This window comes from Pseudomonas sp. FW305-96, from assembly GCF_058783825.1.
The window spans coordinates 59,645-79,669 of sequence record NZ_JBYSYW010000028.1 but is presented as its reverse complement, the minus strand read 5'-3'; the positions used below and the strand labels follow the sequence as shown (position 1 = coordinate 79,669).

Below are 20,025 nucleotides of genomic sequence, written 5' to 3'. Positions count from 1 at the left end.
TCTTTCTATCTATAGCGCGTGTCACAGCACACCTGCGCCCCGAAGCCCCTGCACCGCTTCCCCACTCAGCCCCAGCACATCCATCAGCACCGCCTCGGTGTGTTCCCCCAGCAATGGAGGCGCATGACGATACTCCACCGGCGTCTCCGACAACCGGATCGGGCTGGCCACCTGCGGCACGCTGCCCGCCAGCGGATGTGGAACATTCACCGCAAGCCCACGCGCCAATACCTGTGGGTCCTGGAACATCTGCGCCAGGTCATTGATCGGCCCGCATGGCACACCCGCCTTCTCCAGCTCTGTGACCCATTCAGCCGTGGTCTTGAACACCGTAGCCTGACGAATCAACGGAATCAGCTCCGCACGGTTGGCTACCCGCTGCTTATTAGTAGAGAACCGCGGGTCATCCGCCCACTGCGCCTGCCCCGCCACTTCAGCAAACTTGCGGAACTGCCCGTCATTACCCACGGTAAGAATGAAATTGCCATCCGCCGTCGGGAAGTCCTGGTAGGGCACGATATTGGGGTGCGCATTGCCCAACCGCCGTGGCGGGTTGCCAGTGGTGAGGTAGTTCATCGCCTGATTGGCCAGGCAGGCCACCTGCACATCCAGCAACGCCATATCGATATGCTGACCTATCCCAGCCTGATCACGATGCGCCAAGGCCGCAAGAATCGCCACGGTGGAATACAGCCCGGTCAGGATGTCAGTGAGAGCCACCCCCACCTTCATCGGCCCCGCGCCCTCCTCTCCCTCCGGGCGCCCGGTCAGGCTCATCAAGCCGCCCAGCCCCTGGATCATGAAGTCATAGCCAGCACGCTTGGCATATGGCCCGGTCTGGCCGAAGCCGGTGATCGAGCAATAGATAAGCTTCGGGTTGATGGCCTTCAGACTTTGGTAATCCAACCCGTAGGCTGCCAGCCCGCCCACCTTGAAGTTCTCGATGAGGATATCCGACTTCGCCGCCAGCTCGCGCACCAGGCGCTGGCCTTCGGGCTGAGTGAAGTCGATGGTCACCGAGCGCTTGTTACGGTTGGCCGATAAGTAGTAGGCCGCCTCGCTGGTATTCTCGCCCTGGGCATCGCGCAGGAAAGGCGGCCCCCAGGAGCGGGTGTCGTCACCCGCGCCGGGGCGCTCCACCTTGATTACATCCGCCCCAAGATCGGCGAGGATCTGGCCGGACCAGGGGCCGGCCAATACCCGGGAAAGATCCAGCACCCGCAGATGGGAAAGCGCACCCATTGCCTGGCTCCTCTATTAATAGAACGCCTGGATGCCAGTCTGTGCGCGCCCAAGGATCAGCGCATGCACGTCGTGAGTACCTTCATAGGTGTTGACCACCTCGAGGTTGACCAGGTGGCGGGCGACGCCGAACTCGTCGGAGATGCCGTTGCCGCCCAGCATGTCCCGCGCCAGGCGGGCGATGTCCAGGGCCTTGCCGCAGGAGTTGCGCTTCATGATCGAGGTGATTTCCACCGCTGCGGTGCCTTCGTCCTTCATACGACCCAAGCGTAGGCAGCCTTGCAGGGCCAGGGTGATCTCGGTCTGCATGTCGGCCAGTTTTTTCTGGATCAGCTGATTGGCGGCCAGTGGGCGGCCAAACTGCTGACGATCCAGGGTGTATTGGCGAGCGGTGTGCCAGCAGGCCTCGGCGGCACCCAGCGCACCCCAGGAGATGCCGTAGCGGGCCGAGTTCAGGCAGGTGAACGGGCCTTTGAGGCCGCGCACATCGGGGAATATGTTCTCTTCCGGCACAAACACGTTGTCCATGACGATCTCGCCGGTGATCGAAGCACGCAGGCCGACTTTGCCATGGATGGCCGGAGCACTGAGGCCGTCCCAGCCTTTCTCCAGCACGAAGCCACGGATATCGCCGGCATCGTCCTTGGCCCAGACCACGAACACATCGGCGATCGGGCTGTTGGTGATCCACATCTTGCTGCCGCTCAGACGATAACCACCGTCGACCTTGCGGGCGCGGGTGATCATCGAGCCCGGGTCGGAACCATGGTTGGGCTCGGTCAGGCCGAAGCAGCCGATCCATTCGCCACTGGCCAGCTTCGGCAGGTACTTCTGCTTCTGTGCCTCGGTACCGAACTCATTGATCGGCACCATGACCAGCGACGACTGCACGCTCATCATCGAGCGGTAGCCGGAGTCGATACGCTCCACCTCGCGGGCGATCAGGCCGTAGCAGACGTAGTTCAGGCCACTGCCGCCGTACTGCTCGGGAATGGTCGCGCCAAGCAGGCCGACTTCACCCATCTCACGGAAAATCGCCGGATCCGTCTGTTCATGACGGAACGCCTCCAGCACACGGGGCGCCAGCTTGTCCTGGGCGAACTGATAGGCGCTGTCACGGACCATGCGCTCTTCTTCAGTGAGCTGCTGATCCAGCAGCAGCGGGTCGATCCAGTTGAAGCTTGCCTTGCCAGCCATGTGCGGATTCCTCGAAAGATGGGAACGAAATTGTTGTGCTGGATTGATCCTAGGCCTGTTTGGCGTGAGGGACAAACGAGGATTGCGCACCGTTTAGTGATATTTTCTCACTTCGTAATCATCAGAATGCCCTGCTCAACGCCTGACATGTGAGGTTCACGTACATGCGCCGAAAGATTCCCAGCACCACCGCCCTGGTCTGCTTCGAGGCGGCCGCACGTCACGAGAGCTTCACCAAGGCCGCCCAGGAACTGGCCCTGACCCAGGGCGCCGTCTGTCGGCAGATCGGCAGCCTTGAGGCCTTCCTCAATGTCGAGCTGTTCCGTCGCTCGCGCCGGGGCGTGAAACTGACCGAAGCCGGGCTCTCCTACAGTCGCCAGGTAACCGCACAGCTGGATGCGGTGGAGCGCGACACGCTTTCGGTGATGCGCCAGCAAGGCGCCAATGTGATCGAGCTGGCGGTAGTGCCGACCTTCGGCACCCAGTGGTTGCTGCCGCGGCTGAAAGACTTCCAGCAGCGTCACCCGGAGGTCACGGTCAACCTGACCAACCGCACCCGCCCCTTCCTGTTCGCCGACACGCCCTTCGATGCCGCCATCTACTTCGGCGACGCCGACTGGTCGGGCACCCAATCCCACCGACTGATGGGCGAGAACCCCGTGCCGGTGTGCAGCCCTTCCCTGCTGGAAGGGCAAGCCAGCCTCGACGCCCAGCGCATTGCCGACTTGCCGCTGCTGCAGCAGACCACCCGCCCTTATGCCTGGCGACAATGGTTCGACGGCTTGGGGATGAGTGTCGAACGCGACATGACCGGCCCGCGCTACGAGCTGTTTTCGATGCTCGCCCAGGCCGCCATGCATGACATGGGCATTGCGCTGATTCCACCGTTCCTGATCCAGCGCGAGCTGCAGGAGGGCCGACTGATGGTCGCTAACAGGCATGCCCTGACCAGTGACAAGGCCTACCATCTGATGATCCCCGAGCGGAAGGTCGAGTCCGCCTCGCTACGGGCGTTCCGCGACTGGCTGGTGGCGCAGGCGCAACAGTACACCGCCACGAAATAGGGTGAAACGGTCAAAGCTGACCCCGTAGTCAATTATTTTAAACACCTACAAATATATGGAATTGTCGCAAATTCGTAATCTGTTCCGCTCACCCTGAAAAACATAGCAACCCTAGTTACTGCGCGGGTTTGCAGCTGATTTTGCGACATTCAGCAAACTGAGAACGAAAATAGCGGAATTTTTTTCAAATTTTCTCCTAAGCTCCGCATAGCGCGTGCTTGACGGGTTGAGGGCAAATCGTTGCGACATACGGTCACAGGGTGACTTGTAGTTTTGACTTCGTTTCGCTTCAGAACCGGTTGAAGGCCCTCGGGTTCGTCTGCAAAATGCTTCCCCCGCCCCGGATCCGGCGGGGTCGTGCTCTACGACCACCCAGCCGCACCACCCGAAGTGCGCTGGTTCCTATAAAGACAAAAGGTCACCGCAGGAGACAAAGTCGTGCACATTGGTGTTCCTCTCGAGACGCAGACGGGTGAGACAAGGGTCGCCGCGACCCCGGAAACCATCAAGAAACTGGTTGGCCAGGGCCATCAGGTCACCGTGCAACGGGGGGCAGGGCTAAAGGCCAGCATTCCGGACAGTGCCTATGAGGCCGTTGGCGCCAACTTGGGCGAAGCCGCCGACGCCTTCGGCGCGCAGCTGGTGGTCAAGGTAGTCGCGCCCAGTGACCAGGAGTTGGCGCTGATCAACAGCGGCAGCCTGCTGGCAGGCATGCTCAACCCGTTCAACAACGAACTGATCGCCAAGATGGCCGAGCGCGGCATCACCGCCTTCGCCCTGGAAGCCGCACCGCGCACCTCACGCGCGCAGAGCCTCGACGTGCTGTCGTCCCAGGCCAACATCGCCGGCTACAAGGCCGTGCTGCTGGCCGCCCACCACTACCCACGCTTCATGCCCATGCTGATGACCGCCGCCGGCACCGTAAAGGCCGCCCGCGTGCTGATCCTCGGTGCCGGCGTGGCCGGCCTGCAGGCCATCGCCACGGCCAAGCGCCTGGGCGCGGTGATCGAGGCGTCCGACGTGCGTCCGGCGGTAAAGGAGCAGATCGAGTCACTTGGCGCCAAGTTCATCGACGTGCCCTACGAGACCGACGAGGAACGCGAGTGCGCCGAAGGCGTGGGCGGCTACGCCCGGCCAATGCCGGCCAGCTGGATGCAGCGCCAGGCCCAGGCCGTGCACGAGCGAGCCAAGCAGGCGGACATCGTCATCACCACCGCGCTGATACCCGGACGCAAAGCGCCGACGCTGCTCAGCGCCGAGACCGTGGCGCAGATGAAACCCGGTTCGGTGGTCATCGACCTGGCCGCAGCCCAAGGCGGAAACTGCCCGCTGACCGTGGCCGACCAAGTGGTGATGGAGAACGGCGTGACCCTCGTCGGCCCGACCAACCTGCCGGCGCAGGTCGGTGCCGACGCCTCGGCGCTGTACGCGCGCAACCTGCTCGACTTCATGAAGCTGCTGTTCGACAAGGACGGCAACCTGGTCATCAACCTCGAAGACGACATCGTCGCCGCGTGCCTGATGTGCCGCGACGGCCAGGTCGTGCGCAAGAACGGCTGAGGAGCACGACAATGGAAGACATGCTGATTTCCCACGGCATCTACAACCTGATCATCTTCGTGCTGGCCATCTACGTGGGCTACCACGTGGTGTGGAACGTCACCCCGGCCCTGCACACACCGCTGATGGCAGTCACCAACGCCATTTCCGCGATCGTCATCGTCGGCGCCATGCTGGCCGCCGCGCTGACCGTGACCCCGGCCGGCAAGGTCATGGGCACCCTGGCCGTGGCGCTGGCCGCGGTCAACGTGTTCGGTGGCTTCCTGGTCACCCGCCGCATGCTGGAAATGTTCAAGAAGAAAACCAAGAACGAGGCGCAGAAGTAAGCATGAGCATGAATCTGGTAACGCTTCTGTACCTGGTCGCCTCGGTCTGCTTCATCCAGGCGCTCAAGGGCCTCTCGCACCCGACCACCTCACGCCGTGGCAACCTGTTCGGCATGATCGGCATGGGTATCGCGATCCTCACCACGGTGGGCCTCATCTACAAGCTTGGCGCCGAGCTGGCCACGGCAGGTATCGGCTACGTGATCGTCGGCCTGCTGGTCGGTGGTACCGCGGGTTCGATCATGGCCAAGCGCGTGGAGATGACCAAGATGCCCGAACTGGTCGCGTTCATGCACAGCATGATCGGCCTCGCCGCGGTATTCATTGCCATCGCAGCCGTGCTCGAACCACAGTCGCTGGGCATCGTCGCCGCCATCAGCGACCCGATCCCCACCGGCAACCGCCTCGAGCTGTTCCTTGGCGCGGCCATCGGCGCCGTCACCTTCTCAGGTTCCGTGATCGCCTTCGGCAAGCTGTCGGGCAAGTACAAGTTCCGCTTGTTCCAGGGCGCACCGGTACAGTTCGCCGGCCAGCACAAGTTGAACCTGATCCTGGGCCTGGCGACCATCGCCCTGGGGCTGCTGTTCACCTTCACCGGCCACTACAGCGCCTTCACCCTGATGCTGGCCCTGGCCTTCGTCATGGGCGTGCTGATCATCATCCCGATCGGCGGCGCCGACATGCCGGTGGTAGTGTCGATGCTCAACAGCTATTCGGGCTGGGCAGCAGCCGGTATCGGCTTCTCGCTGAACAACTCGATGCTGATCATCGCCGGCTCCCTGGTCGGTTCCAGCGGCGCGATCCTGTCGTACATCATGTGCAAGGCGATGAACCGTTCGTTCTTCAATGTGATCCTCGGTGGCTTCGGTGCCGACGTCGATGCCGGTGCCGCGACGGGTTCGAAAGAGCAACGCCCGGTGAAATCCGGTTCGGCCGACGACGCCACGTTCCTGCTGAGCAACGCCGACAGCGTGATCATCGTCCCAGGCTATGGCCTGGCGGTGGCCCGTGCCCAGCACGCGCTCAAGGAGCTGACCGAGAAGCTGACCCACAACGGCGTGACCGTGAAGTATGCGATCCACCCGGTGGCGGGGCGCATGCCCGGGCACATGAACGTGCTGCTGGCCGAGGCCGAGGTCCCGTACGACCAGGTGTTCGAGATGGAAGACATCAACGCCGAGTTCGGCCAGGCCGACGTGGTGCTGGTGCTGGGCGCCAACGATGTGGTCAACCCGGCGGCAAAGAACGATCCCAAGTCGCCGATCGCCGGCATGCCGATCCTCGAGGCCTTCAAGGCCAAGACCATCATCGTCAACAAGCGCTCCATGGCCAGCGGCTATGCCGGCCTGGACAACGAATTGTTCTACCTGGACAAGACCATGATGGTGTTCGGTGACGCGAAGAAGGTCATCGAGGACATGGTCAAGGCTGTGGAGTAGGTCCAACGAGCATCGCGGCCGCTTGTACAAGACAAACCCCGGGAAGCCATTTCCGGGGTTTGTCGCATTTGCCTGATCCAGATCAACGGCTCTATTTCCGGGCCGCTCATACGACCATGGTCGCGGGACGGCACCGGGCGAAATCTCTAGACTGCGCTTCCAGTAGCTTCAGTAGCCTGAGATAACAATCCATGTACCGTGATCGTATCCGCTTGTCCTCCCTGCACAGCAAGGTAATGAGTGCGGCTGACGCCGCTGGCCTGATCGAGGACGGCATGACCGTCGGCATGAGCGGCTTCACCCGCGCCGGCGAAGCCAAGGCCGTGCCCCACGCACTGGCCGAGCGCGCCAAGCAGTCGCCGCTGAAGATCAGCCTGATGACCGGCGCCAGCCTGGGCAACGACCTGGACAAGCAACTGACCGAAGCCGGCGTACTCGCCCGGCGGATGCCGTTCCAGGTCGACAGCACCCTGCGCAAGGCCATCAACGACGGCAAAGTGATGTTCATCGACCAGCACCTGTCGGAAACCGTCGAGCAGTTGCGCAACAAGCAACTGACCCTGCCGGACATCGCGGTCATCGAAGCGGTGGCGATCACCGAGCAAGGCCATATCGTGCCAACCACCTCGGTGGGCAACTCGGCCAGCTTCGCGATCTTCGCCAAGCAGGTCATCGTCGAGATCAACCTGTCGCACAACGCCAACCTCGAAGGCCTGCACGACATCTACATCCCGACCTACCGTCCGACCCGCACGCCGATCCCGCTGGTGAAGGTAGACGACCGCATCGGCAGCACCGCGATCCCGATCGACCCGGCGAAGATCGTCGGCATCGTCATCAGTGACCAGCCGGACTCGCCGTCCACCGTGCTGCCGCCCGATCATGAGACCCAAGGCATCGCCGACCACCTGATCGCCTTCCTCAAGGGCGAGGTGGATGCCGGCCGCATGAGCAACAACCTCGGGCCGCTGCAGGCCGGTATCGGCAGCATCGCCAACGCGGTGATGTGCGGCCTGATCGAGTCGCCGTTCGAAAACCTGACCATGTACTCCGAAGTGCTGCAGGATTCGACCTTCGACCTGATCGACGCCGGCAAGCTGAGCTTTGCCTCAGGCAGCTCGATCACCCTGTCGAGCCGCCGCAATGCCGATGTGTTCGGCAATCTGGATCGCTACAAGGACAAGCTGGTGCTGCGTCCGCAGGAGATTTCCAACCACCCTGAAGTGGTGCGTCGCTTAGGGATCATCGGCATCAACACGGCGCTCGAGTTCGACATCTACGGCAACGTCAACTCGACCCACGTCTGCGGCACCAGGATGATGAACGGCATCGGCGGCTCGGGCGACTTCGCCCGCAACGCCCACCTGGCGATCTTCGTCACCAAGTCGATCGCCAAGGGCGGCGCGATTTCCAGCGTGGTGCCAATGGTCAGCCACGTCGATCACACCGAGCATGACGTGGACATCCTGGTGACCGAGGTGGGCCTGGCCGACCTGCGCGGCCTGGCGCCGCGCGAGCGCGCCCGGGTGATCATCGACAACTGCGTGCACCCGGACTACCGCGCGGCACTCAACGACTACTTCGAGCGCGCTTGCCAGCGTGGCGGGCATACCCCGCATATCCTGCGCGAGGCGCTGAGCTGGCACGAGAACCTGGAAGAAACCGGGCGCATGCCGGCGATTGGGCCTAAAGGGTCTGCACCAAACCCGGGGTGGACACCTGCAACAGGTACTCGATCAACGCCTCCACCGGCAACGGCCGACTGACCAGGAAGCCCTGCACCTGGTCGCAACCGAACGCCCGCAGCAGCGCCAGTTGCTCCTCGCTCTCCACCCCTTCTGCCACCACCTCCAGGTTGAGGTTGTGCGCCAGGTTGATCATCGCGTGTACCAGCTTGGCATTCTCTTCGCGTTGCTCCATGCCGCCGACGAAGCTGCGATCGACCTTCAGCAAGGTGATCGGCAAGCTGTTCAGGTGCACGAACGATGAAAAGCCGGTGCCGAAGTCATCCAGCGAGAAGCGCACCCCCAGCCGCCCGAGGGCATCCATGGTCTGGCGGACCAACTCGTTGCGGCGCATGACCGCCGTTTCGGTCAGCTCGAACTCCAGCCAGCGCGCATCGACCCCGTGCTCGACTATCAGCCGGCTCAGGGTTGCCAGCAACTGACTGTCCTGGAACTGGCGAAAGCTCAGGTTCACCGCCATGTGCAGCGGCGCCAGGCCGCGTTCGCGCAGGGCCTGCATGTCACTCAGGGCCCGCGAGATCACCCAGTAACCCAGTGGCACGATCAACCCGCTCTGCTCGGCCAGCGGCACGAACTCACTGGGCGCCAGCAGGCCGCGCTCGGGATGGTTCCAGCGCACCAGCGCCTCGAGCCCGACGATACGCCCGTCGGCAAGGTTCAGCCGCGGCTGGTAGTGCAGTTCCAGCTCGTCGCGGCGCAGAGCGCGGCGCAACTCGCTTTCCAGGTCGGCGAGGCTGCGTGCGTTGCGATTGATACGCTCATTGAATACGTGGAAGGTACAGCCCTGGCTGCCCTTGGCCTGGCGCATGGCGATGTGGGCGTGCCACATCAGCGGGTCGGCGCCGGCCTGGGCGCGGGCATGGGCGATCCCCAGGCTGCAGCCGAGCAGCAGGCTCTCGCCGTCGATCCAGTAGGGCTCGGTCAGCGCCTCGGTGATGCGCTCGGCCATCCACTCGGCGCGGTTGGGGTCACGCCGGGTGTCGATCAACAACGCGAACTCGTCGCTGCCCAGGCGCGCCAGTTGGTCGCTCGCCTCCAGCTGGTGCTTCAAGCGGGCGACCACCTGCAGGATCAGACGATCGCCACCCTGGTGACCGAGGGCGTCGTTGACATGGCGGAAGTTGTCCAGGTCGAGATGACCAAGGGCCAGACCGCGGCCTTCGTTCTCGGCCAGCCGCGCGGTCAGCAGGGCCTGGAAGCCCTGGCGGTTGGCGATGCCGGTCAGCGGGTCTTGTTCGGCCAGGCGCTGCAGGGTGGCCACCAGTACGCCGCGCTCACGCACGTGACGCAGGGAGCGACGCAGCGTGTCGGTAGTCAGTTGCGCCAGCACCAGCCAGTCGCTGGCGCCCAGCGGCGCGCTGGCCGGTTCCTGCTCGAGCAGCAGGATCGTCGGCAGCTCGCAACGCCCCGGCGCGGGCTGCAGCTCGGGCGTGGCCAGCACCACGGCCTGACGGTCGTTGGCGAACAGGCTGTCCACCGCCGCCCAGTTCGGCGCGGTCAGCAGCACGACGCTGCCACCCATAGGTTGCAAGCAGTCGCGCAGGTGCACGGCCCACTCCGGCTCATCAGCCAACAGCAGCAAACGCAGGGGTTCGACAGGCGTGGACAAGCGGGCTCCTTAGATGTGGGCGGTGGAACGGCGAGCGCGGGCAATCCTACCCGATTAATTGGAAATGATTTTCACTTTTAGTCATTGCCCGTCCCTGGCCACCATCCCGACGCAATCTGACGTGCATCCTGCGCGAAAGTAGCAGATGCGGCAAATCCGATTCGCGCCCTGCATCACAACGTCAGACGGTCGCGCATTAACCACCCCATGCCTGCTAGAATGCGCGGCTATTTTCTGGTTACCCCCGGTTTCTAGCATGTCCCGACTCAATCCCCGGCAACAGGAAGCCCGCGACTACGTCGGCGGCCCTCTTTTGGTGCTCGCCGGTGCAGGCTCCGGCAAGACCAGCGTGATCACGCGCAAGATTGCCCACCTCATCCAGAACTGCGGCATCCGCGCCCAGTACATCGTCGCCATGACCTTCACCAACAAGGCCGCGCGCGAGATGAAGGAGCGAGTCGCCACCCTGCTGCGTCCGGGGGAAGGCCGGGGCCTGACCGTGTGTACCTTCCACAACCTGGGCCTGAACATCATCCGCAAGGAGCATGACCGCCTGGGCTACAAGCCGGGGTTCTCGATCTTCGACGAGTCCGACATCAAGGCGCTGCTGTCGGACATCATGCAGAAGGAATACTCCGGCGACGACGGCATCGACGAGATCAAGAACATGATCGGTGCCTGGAAGAATGACCTGATCCTGCCGCCCGAGGCCCTGGAAAAGGCGCGCAACCCGCGCGAGCAGACCGCGGCCATCGTCTACACCCACTACCAGCGCACGCTCAAGGCGTTCAACGCGGTGGACTTCGACGACCTGATCCTGCAGCCGGTCAAGCTGTTCCAGGAACACCCCGACGTGCTCGAACGCTGGCAGAACCGCGTGCGCTACCTGCTGGTGGACGAGTACCAGGACACCAATGCCAGCCAGTACCTGCTGGTGAAGATGCTGATCGGCATGCGCAACCAGTTCACCGTGGTCGGCGACGACGACCAGTCGATCTACGCCTGGCGTGGCGCGCGCCCGGAGAACCTGATGCTGCTCAAGGAGGACTACCCCTCCCTGAAGATCGTCATGCTCGAGCAGAACTACCGCTCCACCAGCCGCATCCTGCGCTGTGCCAACGTGCTGATCGCCAACAACCCGCATGCCTTCGAAAAGCAGCTGTGGAGCGAGATGGGCGTGGGCGATGAGATCCGCGTGATCCGCTGCAAGAACGAGGAGGCCGAGGCCGAGCGCGTGGCCATGGAAATCCTCACCCTGCACCTGCGCACCAACCGCCCGTACAGCGACTTTGCCATCCTCTACCGCGGCAACTACCAGGCCAAGCTGATCGAATTGAAGCTGCAGCACCACCAGGTGCCGTACCGTCTGTCCGGCGGCAACAGCTTCTTCGGCCGCCAGGAGGTCAAGGACCTGATGGCCTACCTGCGCCTGCTGGTGAACCCCGACGACGACAATGCCTACCTGCGCGTCATCAACGTGCCGCGCCGCGAAATCGGCTCGACCACGCTGGAAAAGCTCGGCAACTATTCCACCGAGCGCGGCATCTCGATGTACGCCGCCAGCGAGGAGATGGGCCTGGGCGAGCACCTCGACGCCCGCTACACCGAGCGCCTGCAGCGCTTCAAGCACTGGCTCGACGGGGTACGCCACAAAGTCGCCCTGGACGACCCGATCGCCGCGCTGCACGAGATGATCCGCGACATCGACTACGAGAACTGGATCCGCCAGCAGACCGCCAGCGACAAGGCCGCGGAGTTCCGCATCAGCAACGTCTGGTTCCTGGTCGAAGCGCTGAAGAACACCCTCGAAAAGGACGAAGAGGGTGACATGACCATCGAGGATGCCATCGGCAAGCTGGTGCTGCGCGACATGCTCGAGCGTCAGCAGGAAGAGGAAGAGAACGCCGAGGGCGTGCAGATGATGACCCTGCACGCCTCCAAGGGCCTGGAATTCCCTTACGTGTTCATCATGGGCATGGAGGAGGAGATTCTCCCCCACCGCTCGAGCATCGAGGCCGACACCATCGAGGAAGAACGCCGCCTGGCCTACGTGGGCATCACCCGCGCACGCCAGACCCTGGCCTTCACCTTCGCCGCCAAGCGCAAGCAATACGGCGAAATCATCGACTGCACACCGAGCCGGTTCCTGGATGAACTGCCGCCGGACGACCTGGCCTGGGAAGGCCTGGACGATGCGCCCGTGGAAGTGAAAGCCGCGCGCGGCAACAACGCCCTGGCCGATATCCGGGCAATGCTCAAACGCTGATCAACCATTACTCTTAAACTTTGCCGCTCTTTGCGGCCACCTTTGCTACATCGAGGAATAAACAGTGGAAGCACTGCAGCAGAAGATTCGCGAAGAAGGCATCGTGCTTTCCGACCAGGTACTCAAAGTCGACGCGTTTCTCAACCACCAGATCGACCCTGCACTGATGCAGCTGATCGGTGACGAGTTCGCCCGCCTGTTCGCCGACTCCGGCGTGACCAAGATCGTCACCATCGAAGCTTCGGGCATCGCCCCGGCGGTGATGACCGGCCTGAAGCTCGGCGTTCCGGTGATCTTCGCCCGCAAGCACCAGTCGCTGACCCTGACCGAGAACCTGCTGACTGCCTCGGTGTATTCCTTCACCAAGCAGACCGAGAACACCGTGGCCATCTCGCCGCGCCACCTCAACAGCAGCGACCGCGTGCTGGTGATCGATGACTTCCTGGCCAACGGCAAGGCGTCCCAAGCGCTGATCTCGATCATCAAGCAGGCCGGCGCCACCGTGGCCGGCCTGGGCATCGTCATCGAGAAGTCGTTCCAGGGCGGCCGCGCCGAGCTGGACAGCCAGGGCTACCGCGTCGAGTCGCTGGCCCGGGTGAAGTCGCTGGAAGGTGGCGTGGTCACCTTCATCGAGTAAGCCTGTACCGACCTCATCGCCGGCAAGCCGGCTCCCACAGGCACCGCACAAGGCCAAAGCCCTGCGGTACTCCTGTGGGAGCTGGCTTGCCGGCGATTGGGCTGCAAAGCAGCCCCGGCAATCTTTCAGGTCGCCGCCAAGCCAGCCAGCAGCAGCCGCTGGTACAACTCCTCCTTCAGCCCCTGTGGCTCCCCCAGCCCCATGCGCGCCAACTGCGCTGCATAGGCCTCGGGCGCCGGCGCATCCAGCGCCGCCTTGCCCAGTTCCAGCACCTCACTCAGCTTGAACTTGCTCTTGAGCCAATTCAGCGCCCGCAACAAGTCACGCTCCTCGGCCGTGAAATCGCTGCCCAGCGGATATTCCGGGAACAATCGCGCATGCCGCGCGCGGGTTGCCTCCAGGCGCTCGGGAGTGTTGTCGGTATAGCGCGCATCCAGCACGAAATCCTTCGCCAGCTTGCCCGCCGCCTTGGCTCGCTCCATCAGCTCGCGCTGAAAACGAGAGTCACTGATCGCCAGCAACCGCGCAATCACCTCGCTGTCGGTCTGCCCGCGCAGGTCGGCGATGCCGTATTCGGTGATCACGATGTCTCGCAAGTGCCGGGGTATCGTGCAGTGGCCGTAGGTCCAGTAGAGGTTGGAAGTGACCTCGCCCCCGGCCTCGCGCCAGCTACGCAGCAACAGGATCGAGCGACCACCCTCCAGCGCATGGCCCTGGGCGACGAAGTTGTACTGCCCGCCCACACCGCTGAGTACCCGGCCATCCTCGAGCTGGTCAGCGACACCGGCACCCAGCAAGGTCATGCCGAATACCGTATTGATGAAGCGCGCATCCCGGCGCTGGCGACGCTTGCGCTCCTCCTGGCCGTACAGCTCGTTGATGTAGCTGATGGCGGTCATGGCGAAGCGAGCACGCTGCTCCAGCGGCATCTCGCGCAGGCGCTGGTAGAACGCCCGTGGGCCAAGGAAGAAGCCGCCATGCACCAGCACGCCATGCTCGTCAGCCGGGCGGCGCACCACCCCGGCTTCAGCCAGGGCAAGCAACCCGTTGACGAACATTTCGCTGCAGCCATACAGCCCCTGGGCGAAAGTATCCAGCCCTCCTTCCCGCTCGATCAGTGCCTGCCATGGGCCGATATCCAGCTCATCGAGCAGCGCACGATAGCCTTCGTTGTCGCCCTGGCGTGCCAGCAGCGCCGCCGCCACCGCATCACCCATGGCGCCGATGCCGATCTGCAGGGTACCGCCGTCGCGCACCAGGGTGCTGGCATGCAGGCCGATGCAATGGTCCTGGGTGTTCACCGGCATGTTTGGCGTGGAGAACAACCGGCGACTTTCGGGCTGGTCGATCAGCAAGTCGAACTGTTCCAGGCCCAGCTCCGCGTCCCCTGGCATGTAAGGCAGTTCGTCATGGATCTGGCCAAGCACCAGGATGGTCTCGCCCTCAGCGCGGCGCCGGGCGATCATCGGCAGCAGGTCGAGGGTGATGTCGGGGTTGCAGGCCAGGCTCAGGTGATCGGGCCGTTCGGGCGTGGCCGCCACCAGCTGCGCGATCAGGTTCAGGCCCTTGGCGTTGATATCCCGTGCGGCGTGGCTGTAGTTGCTGCTGACGTAGTCCTGCTGGGCCGTGTCGCTGTGCAGCAGGCTGCCGGGCTGCATGAAGAACTGCTCGACGCGGATGTTCGGCGGGAGCTTGTCGGCACGCAGGTCGGCCAGGTAGGCGAGCTCCTCATAGTCGGCGAATACACGCTCGACGAAAGGCTCAAGGAAGCGCCGTTGCAAGCCATCGCCCAACGGCGGGCGGCCGAGGGACAAGGCGGTGTAGAGGGTCAGACGACGCTCAGGCAACTCGCGGATGCGGGCATACAGCGCGTTGACGAAGGCGTTGGGTTTGCCCAGGCCGAGCGGCAGGCCCATGTGAATATGGCTGGGCAGTCGGGCCAGGGCCTGTCCGACAGCCTGGTCGATGGAGCAGCGATTCATCTGGGCCTCCTGAGTCATCCGTGGGTTCAGGGGTTGGACACAAGTCACAGCGGGTTGGTTGCCTGTCCCGCCCCCGCAATAGGGCTACCGGCCCAAAAACAAAAGCCCGCCATCAGGGGCGGGCTTTATACAAGTCAGGTCTGGCTCACAGCCCGGACATCTTCTTGATCGCACCCTTCAGGTCATCATCCGAGCAATCGGCGCAGGTGCCCTTCGGTGGCATGGCGTTGATCCCGGTGATGGCCTTGGCCAGGATGCCATCGAGTCCGCCTTGGTGGTCGGCACGCTCTTTCCACGCAGCGGTGTCACCGATCTTCGGCGCGTTCAGCAGGCCGGTGCCATGGCAGGCATTGCAATGCTTGGCGATGATCTCGTCCGGCGTCTTGGCACCGCCGCCACCGGCACTGGCGGCCACTTCCATGCCCTTGCATTCCTGGCCCTGGACACACACCTGGCCGACCGGCTCGAGACGCTTGGCGATGTCGTCGTTGGTTGCAGCGGTTGCGCTCATTGCCCAAAGGGCGAATACGGCTGCTGGTACGGCCAGCATCTTCTTGATTTGGTTCACGCGAACACCCTCATGGTGGCTAATCACGCCCGCGGCCACGGAATTGCGAGCGTTGAAAAGTATAGCGGGAACCTGGAAGGCGTGAAACGACCACACTCAGGGAAAGGGTATTGACCCATCAATGCACTGCGCTGGATCAAAAGTTCGACGGGGTGGCCGCGCTGATCAGCCGGGCCGGCTCCTCGAACGGGTTGCGGAAGCGGTGCGGACGGGTGCTTTCGAAGTAGTAGCTGTCGCCGGCTTCGAGGATGAAGATCTCGGTGCCGACCACCAGTTCCAGGCGGCCTTCGAGAAGAATGCCGGTCTCTTCGCCATCATGGGTGAGCATTTCCGCCCCCGTGTCGGCGCCCGGCGGGTAGACCTCGGTCAGAAACGCGATGGCGCGATTGGGGTGCGACTTGCCGACCAATTTCATGGTCACCGCGCCATCGGAGATGTCGATCAGCTCGTGCGCCTTGTAGACGATCTGGGTTGGGCTTTCGGGCGCGAGTTCCACCGAGAAGAACTCGACCATGGACATGGGGATACCGCTGAGCACTTTGCGCAGGGAGCTGATCGACGGGCTCACGCTGTTCTTCTCGATCATCGAGATGGTGCTGTTGGTCACCCCCGCGCGCTTGGCGAGTTCGCGCTGGGACAGGCCCTTGAGCTTGCGGATGGCTTGCAGTCGTTCACCGACGTCCAAAGCTTGCGCCTCCAGAAACGGTCGAGGTTGGGGGAGTGTGAACGATATGATGGCAATGCCGTTCAGTATTTACAACACACAGCCCCGCAGCCTGTCCGCTTCAGCGCCTTATTCGCCGATATAGTCCAGCGGCACGCGCTTGAGATTGCAGAAGATCTGGTACGGAATGGTCCCGGCCTGCATGGCCACGTCGCTGGCCAGTACTTGCTTGCCCCACAACTCGACCGGGCTGCCGACAGTGGCCTCGGGCACGTCTGTCAGGTCGACGCAGAGCATGTCCATCGACACGCGGCCAATCAGCTGGGTGCGCTTGCCGGCCACCACCACTGGCGTGCCGGTAGGTGCCTGGCGCGGGTAACCATCGGCATAGCCCATGGCGACCACGCCGACCCGGGTCGGCCGCGGGCTTATGAACCTGGCGCCATAGCCTACCGGCTCACCGGCAGGCAGCTCGCGCACGCTGATGATGCGCGATTGCAGGGTCATCACAGGCTGCAGGCGAGCAGCCTCGGCCTGCTCCACCTCGAAAGGCGTGGCGCCGTAGAGCATGATGCCTGGACGTACCCAGTCGCTCTTGATGCTCGGCCAGCCCAGCACGGCCGGCGAGTTGCGCAGGCTGCACTCGGCGGCCAGGCCCTGGCGGGCAGCCTCGAACACGGCGACCTGCTGTTCGGTGGCGGCGGCGTCGAGCTCGTCGGCGCGGGCGAAGTGGCTCATCAGCACAATGCGCGAGACCTTGCCGCTGGCCAGCAGGCGCTGGTAGGCATCGGCGTAGTCCTTGGGGTGCACGCCGACGCGGTGCATGCCGGTGTCCATCTTCAACCAGACGGTCAGCGGCTTGTGCACCGAGGTCTTCTCGATCGCTTCCAACTGCCATGGCGAATGCACCACGCACCACAGATCATGTTCGGCGATCAGCGAAAGCTCGCTGGCCTCGAAGAAACCTTCGAGCAACAGAACGGGTGCCTTGATGCCTGCCGCGCGCAGCTCCAGGGCCTCCTCGATGCAGGCCACGGCAAAACCGTCGGCCTCGGCCTCGAGCGCCAGGGCGCAACGCACCGCGCCATGACCGTAGGCGTCGGCCTTGACCACGGCCAGGGCCTTGGCGCCGGTCAGCTCACGGGCGAGGCGGTAGTTGTGTCGGAGGGCTTGGAGGTCGATCAAGGCACGGGCGGGACGCATGGCGGCAGCCTTCTGGCAGTTCTGGTTATCGGTAAAGCCCCGGCGCGGCAGATGGGGGTAGGTACCCACCGCGCCGGGGTGAGGGAACAGGTCAATCGGTTTCGGGCCTCATCGTGGGGCAAGTCGCATCGGCGCACCACGATGAGGCCAACAGCATCGAATGCTTACTGGTGCGCAGGCGCCGGCTGTCCGTGCTTGGCAGTCTCGCGGCTATTGCCATAACGCGAGATGTCCAGGCCTTCGGCACTGATCTGCGGCTTCTTGCGCGCAATCAGGTCGGCCAGCAGGCGACCGGAACCGCAGGCCATGGTCCAGCCCAGGGTGCCGTGACCAGTGTTGAGGAACAGGTTACGGAACTTGGTTGCCCCGACGATCGGGGTGCCGTCCGGGGTGGCCGGGCGCAGACCGGTCCAGAAGCTCGCCTGGCTCAGGTCGCCGCCGCGAGGATAAAGGTCGTTGACGATCATCTCCAGCGTTTCGCGTCGACGCGGGTTCAGCGACAGGTCAAAACCGGCTATCTCAGCCATGCCGCCGACACGGATGCGGTTGTCGAAACGGGTAATGGCGACCTTGTAGGTCTCGTCCAGGATGGTCGAGGTCGGCGCCATGTCGCCGTTGGTGATCGGCACGGTCAGCGAGTAGCCCTTGAGCGGGTAGACCGGGGCCTTGATGCCCAGCGGCTTGAGCAACTGCGGCGAGTAGCTGCCCAGCGCCAGCACGTAGCGGTCGGCGGTTTCCAGCTTGCCGTCGATCCATACGCCGTTGATGCGGTCGCCGGCGACGTCCAGGCGCTGGATGTCCTGGCCGAAGCGGAACTCGACACCCAGCTTGATGGCCATATCGGCGAGCTTGGTGGTGAACATCTGGCAGTCGCCAGTCTGGTCGTTGGGCAGGCGCAGGGCGCCTGCGAGGATACCCTTCACGCTCTCCAGGGCCGGTTCGACCCGGGCAATGCCGTCACGGTCGAGCAGTTCGTACGGTACACCGGACTGCTCCAGCACCGCGATGTCCTTGGCCGCGGCGTCCAGCTGCGCCTGGGTGCGGAACAGCTGGGTGGTACCAAGGCTGCGGCTTTCGTAGGCGATGCCGGTTTCGGCGCGCAGCTCGTCGAGGCAATCGCGACTGTACTCGGACAGGCGCACCATGCGCTCCTTGTTCACCGCATAACGGCTGGCGGTGCAGTTGCGCAGCATCTGCGCCATCCACAGGTACTGGTCGACGTCGCCGGTCAGCTTGATGGCCAGGGGCGCGTGGCGCTCCAGCAGCCACTTGATGGCTTTCAGCGGCACGCCCGGGGCGGCCCAGGGCGAGGCATAGCCGGGCGAGATCTGGCCTGCGTTGGCGAAGCTGGTTTCCATGGCCACCGCCGGCTGGCGATCGACCACCGTCACCTCGAAACCTTGCCGGGCCAGATAGTAGGCACTGGCGGTACCGATCACACCGCTACCAAGTACCAGAACTCGCATTGTTGTATCCCTCGCACGCGGCTTGCCGCAGTCTTTTGTTGAAATGGCATGGATGCGCGCAGTATAAGAATCTCCGACCAGTGCTATTCACTATATAAGCAGCTATATTTGGCGAGAATTCTCGGCAAAATGGCCTTTCACGGAGGGGCATCCCCTATGAGAACCCAACACCAGAGCAAGCGTGAACTGGACAAGATCGACCGCAACATCCTGCGGATCCTGCAGAATGACGGGCGTATCTCCTTCACCGAACTGGGCGAGAAGGTCGGGCTGTCCACCACCCCCTGCACCGAACGCGTACGGCGCCTGGAGCGCGAGGGGATCATCATGGGCTACAACGCCCGGCTCAACCCGCAGCACCTGAAGGGCAGCTTGCTGGTGTTCGTCGAGATCAGCCTGGACTACAAGTCCGGCGACACCTTCGAGGAGTTCCGCCGCGCCGTGCTCAAGCTGCCCCATGTACTGGAATGTCACCTGGTGTCGGGCGATTTCGACTACCTGGTAAAGGCGCGGATCTCGGAGATGGCGTCGTATCGCAAGCTGCTCGGCGACATCCTGCTCAAGCTGCCCCATGTGCGCGAGTCGAAGAGCTACATCGTGATGGAAGAAGTGAAAGAGAGCCTGTGCCTGCCGATCCCGGACTGAAGCCTTACACCAGCACCTGGCGGGTACTGGCGATATAGGTGTGAACCAGCTGCTCGGCCGCCGGGTCGATCGGCTGCTCCGGGCCCCGCCCCCTGGGACAGGCCAGCCGCGGCGTGGTGCCGAACAGGCGGCAGATCATCGGGCGCTCTTCATATACGGTGCAGCCGTTCGGGCCCAGGTGCACACAGTCCAGGCGCTCCAGCGCGGCTTCCTGCTCGGTCTGGGTCTTGCGCGGCAGGCGGGCCATTTCCTCGGCCGAGGTGGTGACCGGGCCACAGCAGTCATGGCAGCCGGGCTCGCACTCGAACGAGGGGATGAGCTCGCGCAGGAAATGGATCTTGTGGCGGTTGCAGGACATAAACGGCGCATCTGGGACATGTGTGCTGGATTATAAGGCAATCGCAGGAATCAT

Annotated in this window: 16 protein-coding genes and 1 pseudogene; 8 read left to right on the top strand and 9 right to left on the bottom strand. The window is 63.5% G+C overall.

The features are described 5' to 3' along the window. Window positions 1–21: 21 nt before the first annotated feature. Both AC3WL2_RS19465 and AC3WL2_RS19460 read right to left on the bottom strand, forming a co-directional pair. Window positions 22–1,242, bottom strand: coding sequence for a CaiB/BaiF CoA transferase family protein (locus AC3WL2_RS19465; RefSeq protein ID WP_102684785.1), 1,221 nt, complete (start codon window positions 1,240–1,242; stop codon window positions 22–24). 15 nt (window positions 1,243–1,257) lie between these two features. Further along, window positions 1,258–2,439, bottom strand: coding sequence for an acyl-CoA dehydrogenase (locus AC3WL2_RS19460; RefSeq protein WP_023630017.1), 1,182 nt, complete (start codon window positions 2,437–2,439; stop codon window positions 1,258–1,260). Between the two features lie 164 nt (window positions 2,440–2,603). Here AC3WL2_RS19460 and AC3WL2_RS19455 point away from each other — a divergent pair, with 164 nt between their 5' ends. The 5 genes and pseudogenes from AC3WL2_RS19455 to scpC all read left to right on the top strand — a co-directional run. Next, on the top strand, window positions 2,604–3,503 hold the full coding sequence (locus tag AC3WL2_RS19455) for a LysR family transcriptional regulator (RefSeq protein ID WP_102684786.1): 900 nt from the start codon (window positions 2,604–2,606) through the stop codon (window positions 3,501–3,503). Between the two features lie 438 nt (window positions 3,504–3,941). Then, window positions 3,942–5,063: a Re/Si-specific NAD(P)(+) transhydrogenase subunit alpha gene (locus tag AC3WL2_RS19450; RefSeq protein ID WP_102684787.1), complete on the top strand. Its 1,122-nt coding sequence runs from the start codon at window positions 3,942–3,944 to the stop codon at window positions 5,061–5,063. An 11-nt stretch (window positions 5,064–5,074) separates the two neighbouring features. Continuing rightward, window positions 5,075–5,389: an NAD(P) transhydrogenase subunit alpha part 2 gene (locus tag AC3WL2_RS19445; protein ID WP_008097413.1), complete on the top strand. Its 315-nt coding sequence runs from the start codon at window positions 5,075–5,077 to the stop codon at window positions 5,387–5,389. A 2-nt stretch (window positions 5,390–5,391) separates the two neighbouring features. Next, the gene (locus tag AC3WL2_RS19440; protein WP_023631271.1) at window positions 5,392–6,828 is read left to right on the top strand and encodes an NAD(P)(+) transhydrogenase (Re/Si-specific) subunit beta; all 1,437 of its coding nucleotides are present in this window, start codon (window positions 5,392–5,394) and stop codon (window positions 6,826–6,828) included. Between the two features lie 191 nt (window positions 6,829–7,019). Next, window positions 7,020–8,507, top strand: a pseudogene (gene scpC / locus AC3WL2_RS19435) (succinyl-CoA:acetate CoA-transferase ScpC); the annotation flags it as partial. A 7-nt stretch (window positions 8,508–8,514) separates the two neighbouring features. Here scpC and AC3WL2_RS19430 read toward each other — a convergent pair. Further along, on the bottom strand, window positions 8,515–10,182 hold the full coding sequence (locus AC3WL2_RS19430) for a putative bifunctional diguanylate cyclase/phosphodiesterase (RefSeq protein WP_102684789.1): 1,668 nt from the start codon (window positions 10,180–10,182) through the stop codon (window positions 8,515–8,517). A gap of 256 nt (window positions 10,183–10,438) precedes the next feature. Between AC3WL2_RS19430 and rep the strand changes: the two genes are divergently transcribed. After that, entirely contained in the window at window positions 10,439–12,448 is a 2,010-nt protein-coding gene (gene rep, locus AC3WL2_RS19425) for a DNA helicase Rep (protein WP_102684790.1), read from the top strand. Between the two features lie 64 nt (window positions 12,449–12,512). Beyond that, entirely contained in the window at window positions 12,513–13,085 is a 573-nt protein-coding gene (locus AC3WL2_RS19420) for a xanthine phosphoribosyltransferase (RefSeq protein WP_011536381.1), read from the top strand. A gap of 125 nt (window positions 13,086–13,210) precedes the next feature. Here AC3WL2_RS19420 and AC3WL2_RS19415 read toward each other — a convergent pair whose 3' ends face one another. From AC3WL2_RS19415 to dadA, 5 genes are all read right to left on the bottom strand, one after another. Further along, window positions 13,211–15,067, bottom strand: a complete 1,857-nt coding sequence (locus AC3WL2_RS19415; RefSeq protein WP_102684791.1) for an acetyl-CoA hydrolase/transferase C-terminal domain-containing protein — start codon at window positions 15,065–15,067, stop codon at window positions 13,211–13,213. Window positions 15,068–15,212: 145 nt separating this feature from the next. Next, on the bottom strand, window positions 15,213–15,617 hold the full coding sequence (locus AC3WL2_RS19410) for a c-type cytochrome (protein ID WP_038707641.1): 405 nt from the start codon (window positions 15,615–15,617) through the stop codon (window positions 15,213–15,215). A gap of 154 nt (window positions 15,618–15,771) precedes the next feature. Then, window positions 15,772–16,320 (bottom strand): cupin domain-containing protein, encoded by a 549-nt coding sequence (locus AC3WL2_RS19405; protein WP_023629132.1) that lies wholly within the window; start codon window positions 16,318–16,320, stop codon window positions 15,772–15,774. Between the two features lie 108 nt (window positions 16,321–16,428). Further along, on the bottom strand, window positions 16,429–17,502 hold the full coding sequence (gene alr / locus AC3WL2_RS19400; RefSeq protein WP_102684792.1) for an alanine racemase: 1,074 nt from the start codon (window positions 17,500–17,502) through the stop codon (window positions 16,429–16,431). A 164-nt stretch (window positions 17,503–17,666) separates the two neighbouring features. Next, window positions 17,667–18,968, bottom strand: a complete 1,302-nt coding sequence (dadA, locus tag AC3WL2_RS19395) for a D-amino acid dehydrogenase (RefSeq protein WP_046857573.1) — start codon at window positions 18,966–18,968, stop codon at window positions 17,667–17,669. 156 nt (window positions 18,969–19,124) lie between these two features. On the opposite strand from dadA, the gene dadR reads away from it, so the two are divergent. Beyond that, the gene (gene dadR / locus AC3WL2_RS19390) at window positions 19,125–19,613 is read left to right on the top strand and encodes a transcriptional regulator DadR (RefSeq protein WP_003258963.1); all 489 of its coding nucleotides are present in this window, start codon (window positions 19,125–19,127) and stop codon (window positions 19,611–19,613) included. A 4-nt stretch (window positions 19,614–19,617) separates the two neighbouring features. On the opposite strand, the gene AC3WL2_RS19385 is transcribed toward dadR, so the two are convergent. Beyond that, window positions 19,618–19,971, bottom strand: coding sequence for a YkgJ family cysteine cluster protein (locus AC3WL2_RS19385; protein ID WP_102684793.1), 354 nt, complete (start codon window positions 19,969–19,971; stop codon window positions 19,618–19,620). Between the last annotated feature and the right edge of the window lie 54 nt (window positions 19,972–20,025).

Excerpts from the sequence above, each read along its gene's own strand:
- AC3WL2_RS19465 (WP_102684785.1), bottom strand. The coding sequence starts at position 1,242 with ATGGGTGCGCTTTCCCATCTGCGGGTGCTGGATCTTTCCCGGGTATTG.
- AC3WL2_RS19460 (WP_023630017.1), bottom strand. The coding sequence starts at position 2,439 with ATGGCTGGCAAGGCAAGCTTCAACTGGATCGACCCGCTGCTGCTGGAT.
- AC3WL2_RS19455 (WP_102684786.1), top strand. The coding sequence starts at position 2,604 with ATGCGCCGAAAGATTCCCAGCACCACCGCCCTGGTCTGCTTCGAGGCG.
- AC3WL2_RS19445 (WP_008097413.1), top strand. The coding sequence starts at position 5,075 with ATGGAAGACATGCTGATTTCCCACGGCATCTACAACCTGATCATCTTC.
- AC3WL2_RS19440 (WP_023631271.1), top strand. The coding sequence starts at position 5,392 with ATGAGCATGAATCTGGTAACGCTTCTGTACCTGGTCGCCTCGGTCTGC.
- rep (WP_102684790.1), top strand. The coding sequence starts at position 10,439 with ATGTCCCGACTCAATCCCCGGCAACAGGAAGCCCGCGACTACGTCGGC.
- AC3WL2_RS19415 (WP_102684791.1), bottom strand. The coding sequence starts at position 15,067 with ATGAATCGCTGCTCCATCGACCAGGCTGTCGGACAGGCCCTGGCCCGA.
- AC3WL2_RS19410 (WP_038707641.1), bottom strand. The coding sequence starts at position 15,617 with ATGCTGGCCGTACCAGCAGCCGTATTCGCCCTTTGGGCAATGAGCGCA.
- alr (WP_102684792.1), bottom strand. The coding sequence starts at position 17,502 with ATGCGTCCCGCCCGTGCCTTGATCGACCTCCAAGCCCTCCGACACAAC.
- dadA (WP_046857573.1), bottom strand. The coding sequence starts at position 18,968 with ATGCGAGTTCTGGTACTTGGTAGCGGTGTGATCGGTACCGCCAGTGCC.
- dadR (WP_003258963.1), top strand. The coding sequence starts at position 19,125 with ATGAGAACCCAACACCAGAGCAAGCGTGAACTGGACAAGATCGACCGC.
- AC3WL2_RS19385 (WP_102684793.1), bottom strand. The coding sequence starts at position 19,971 with ATGTCCTGCAACCGCCACAAGATCCATTTCCTGCGCGAGCTCATCCCC.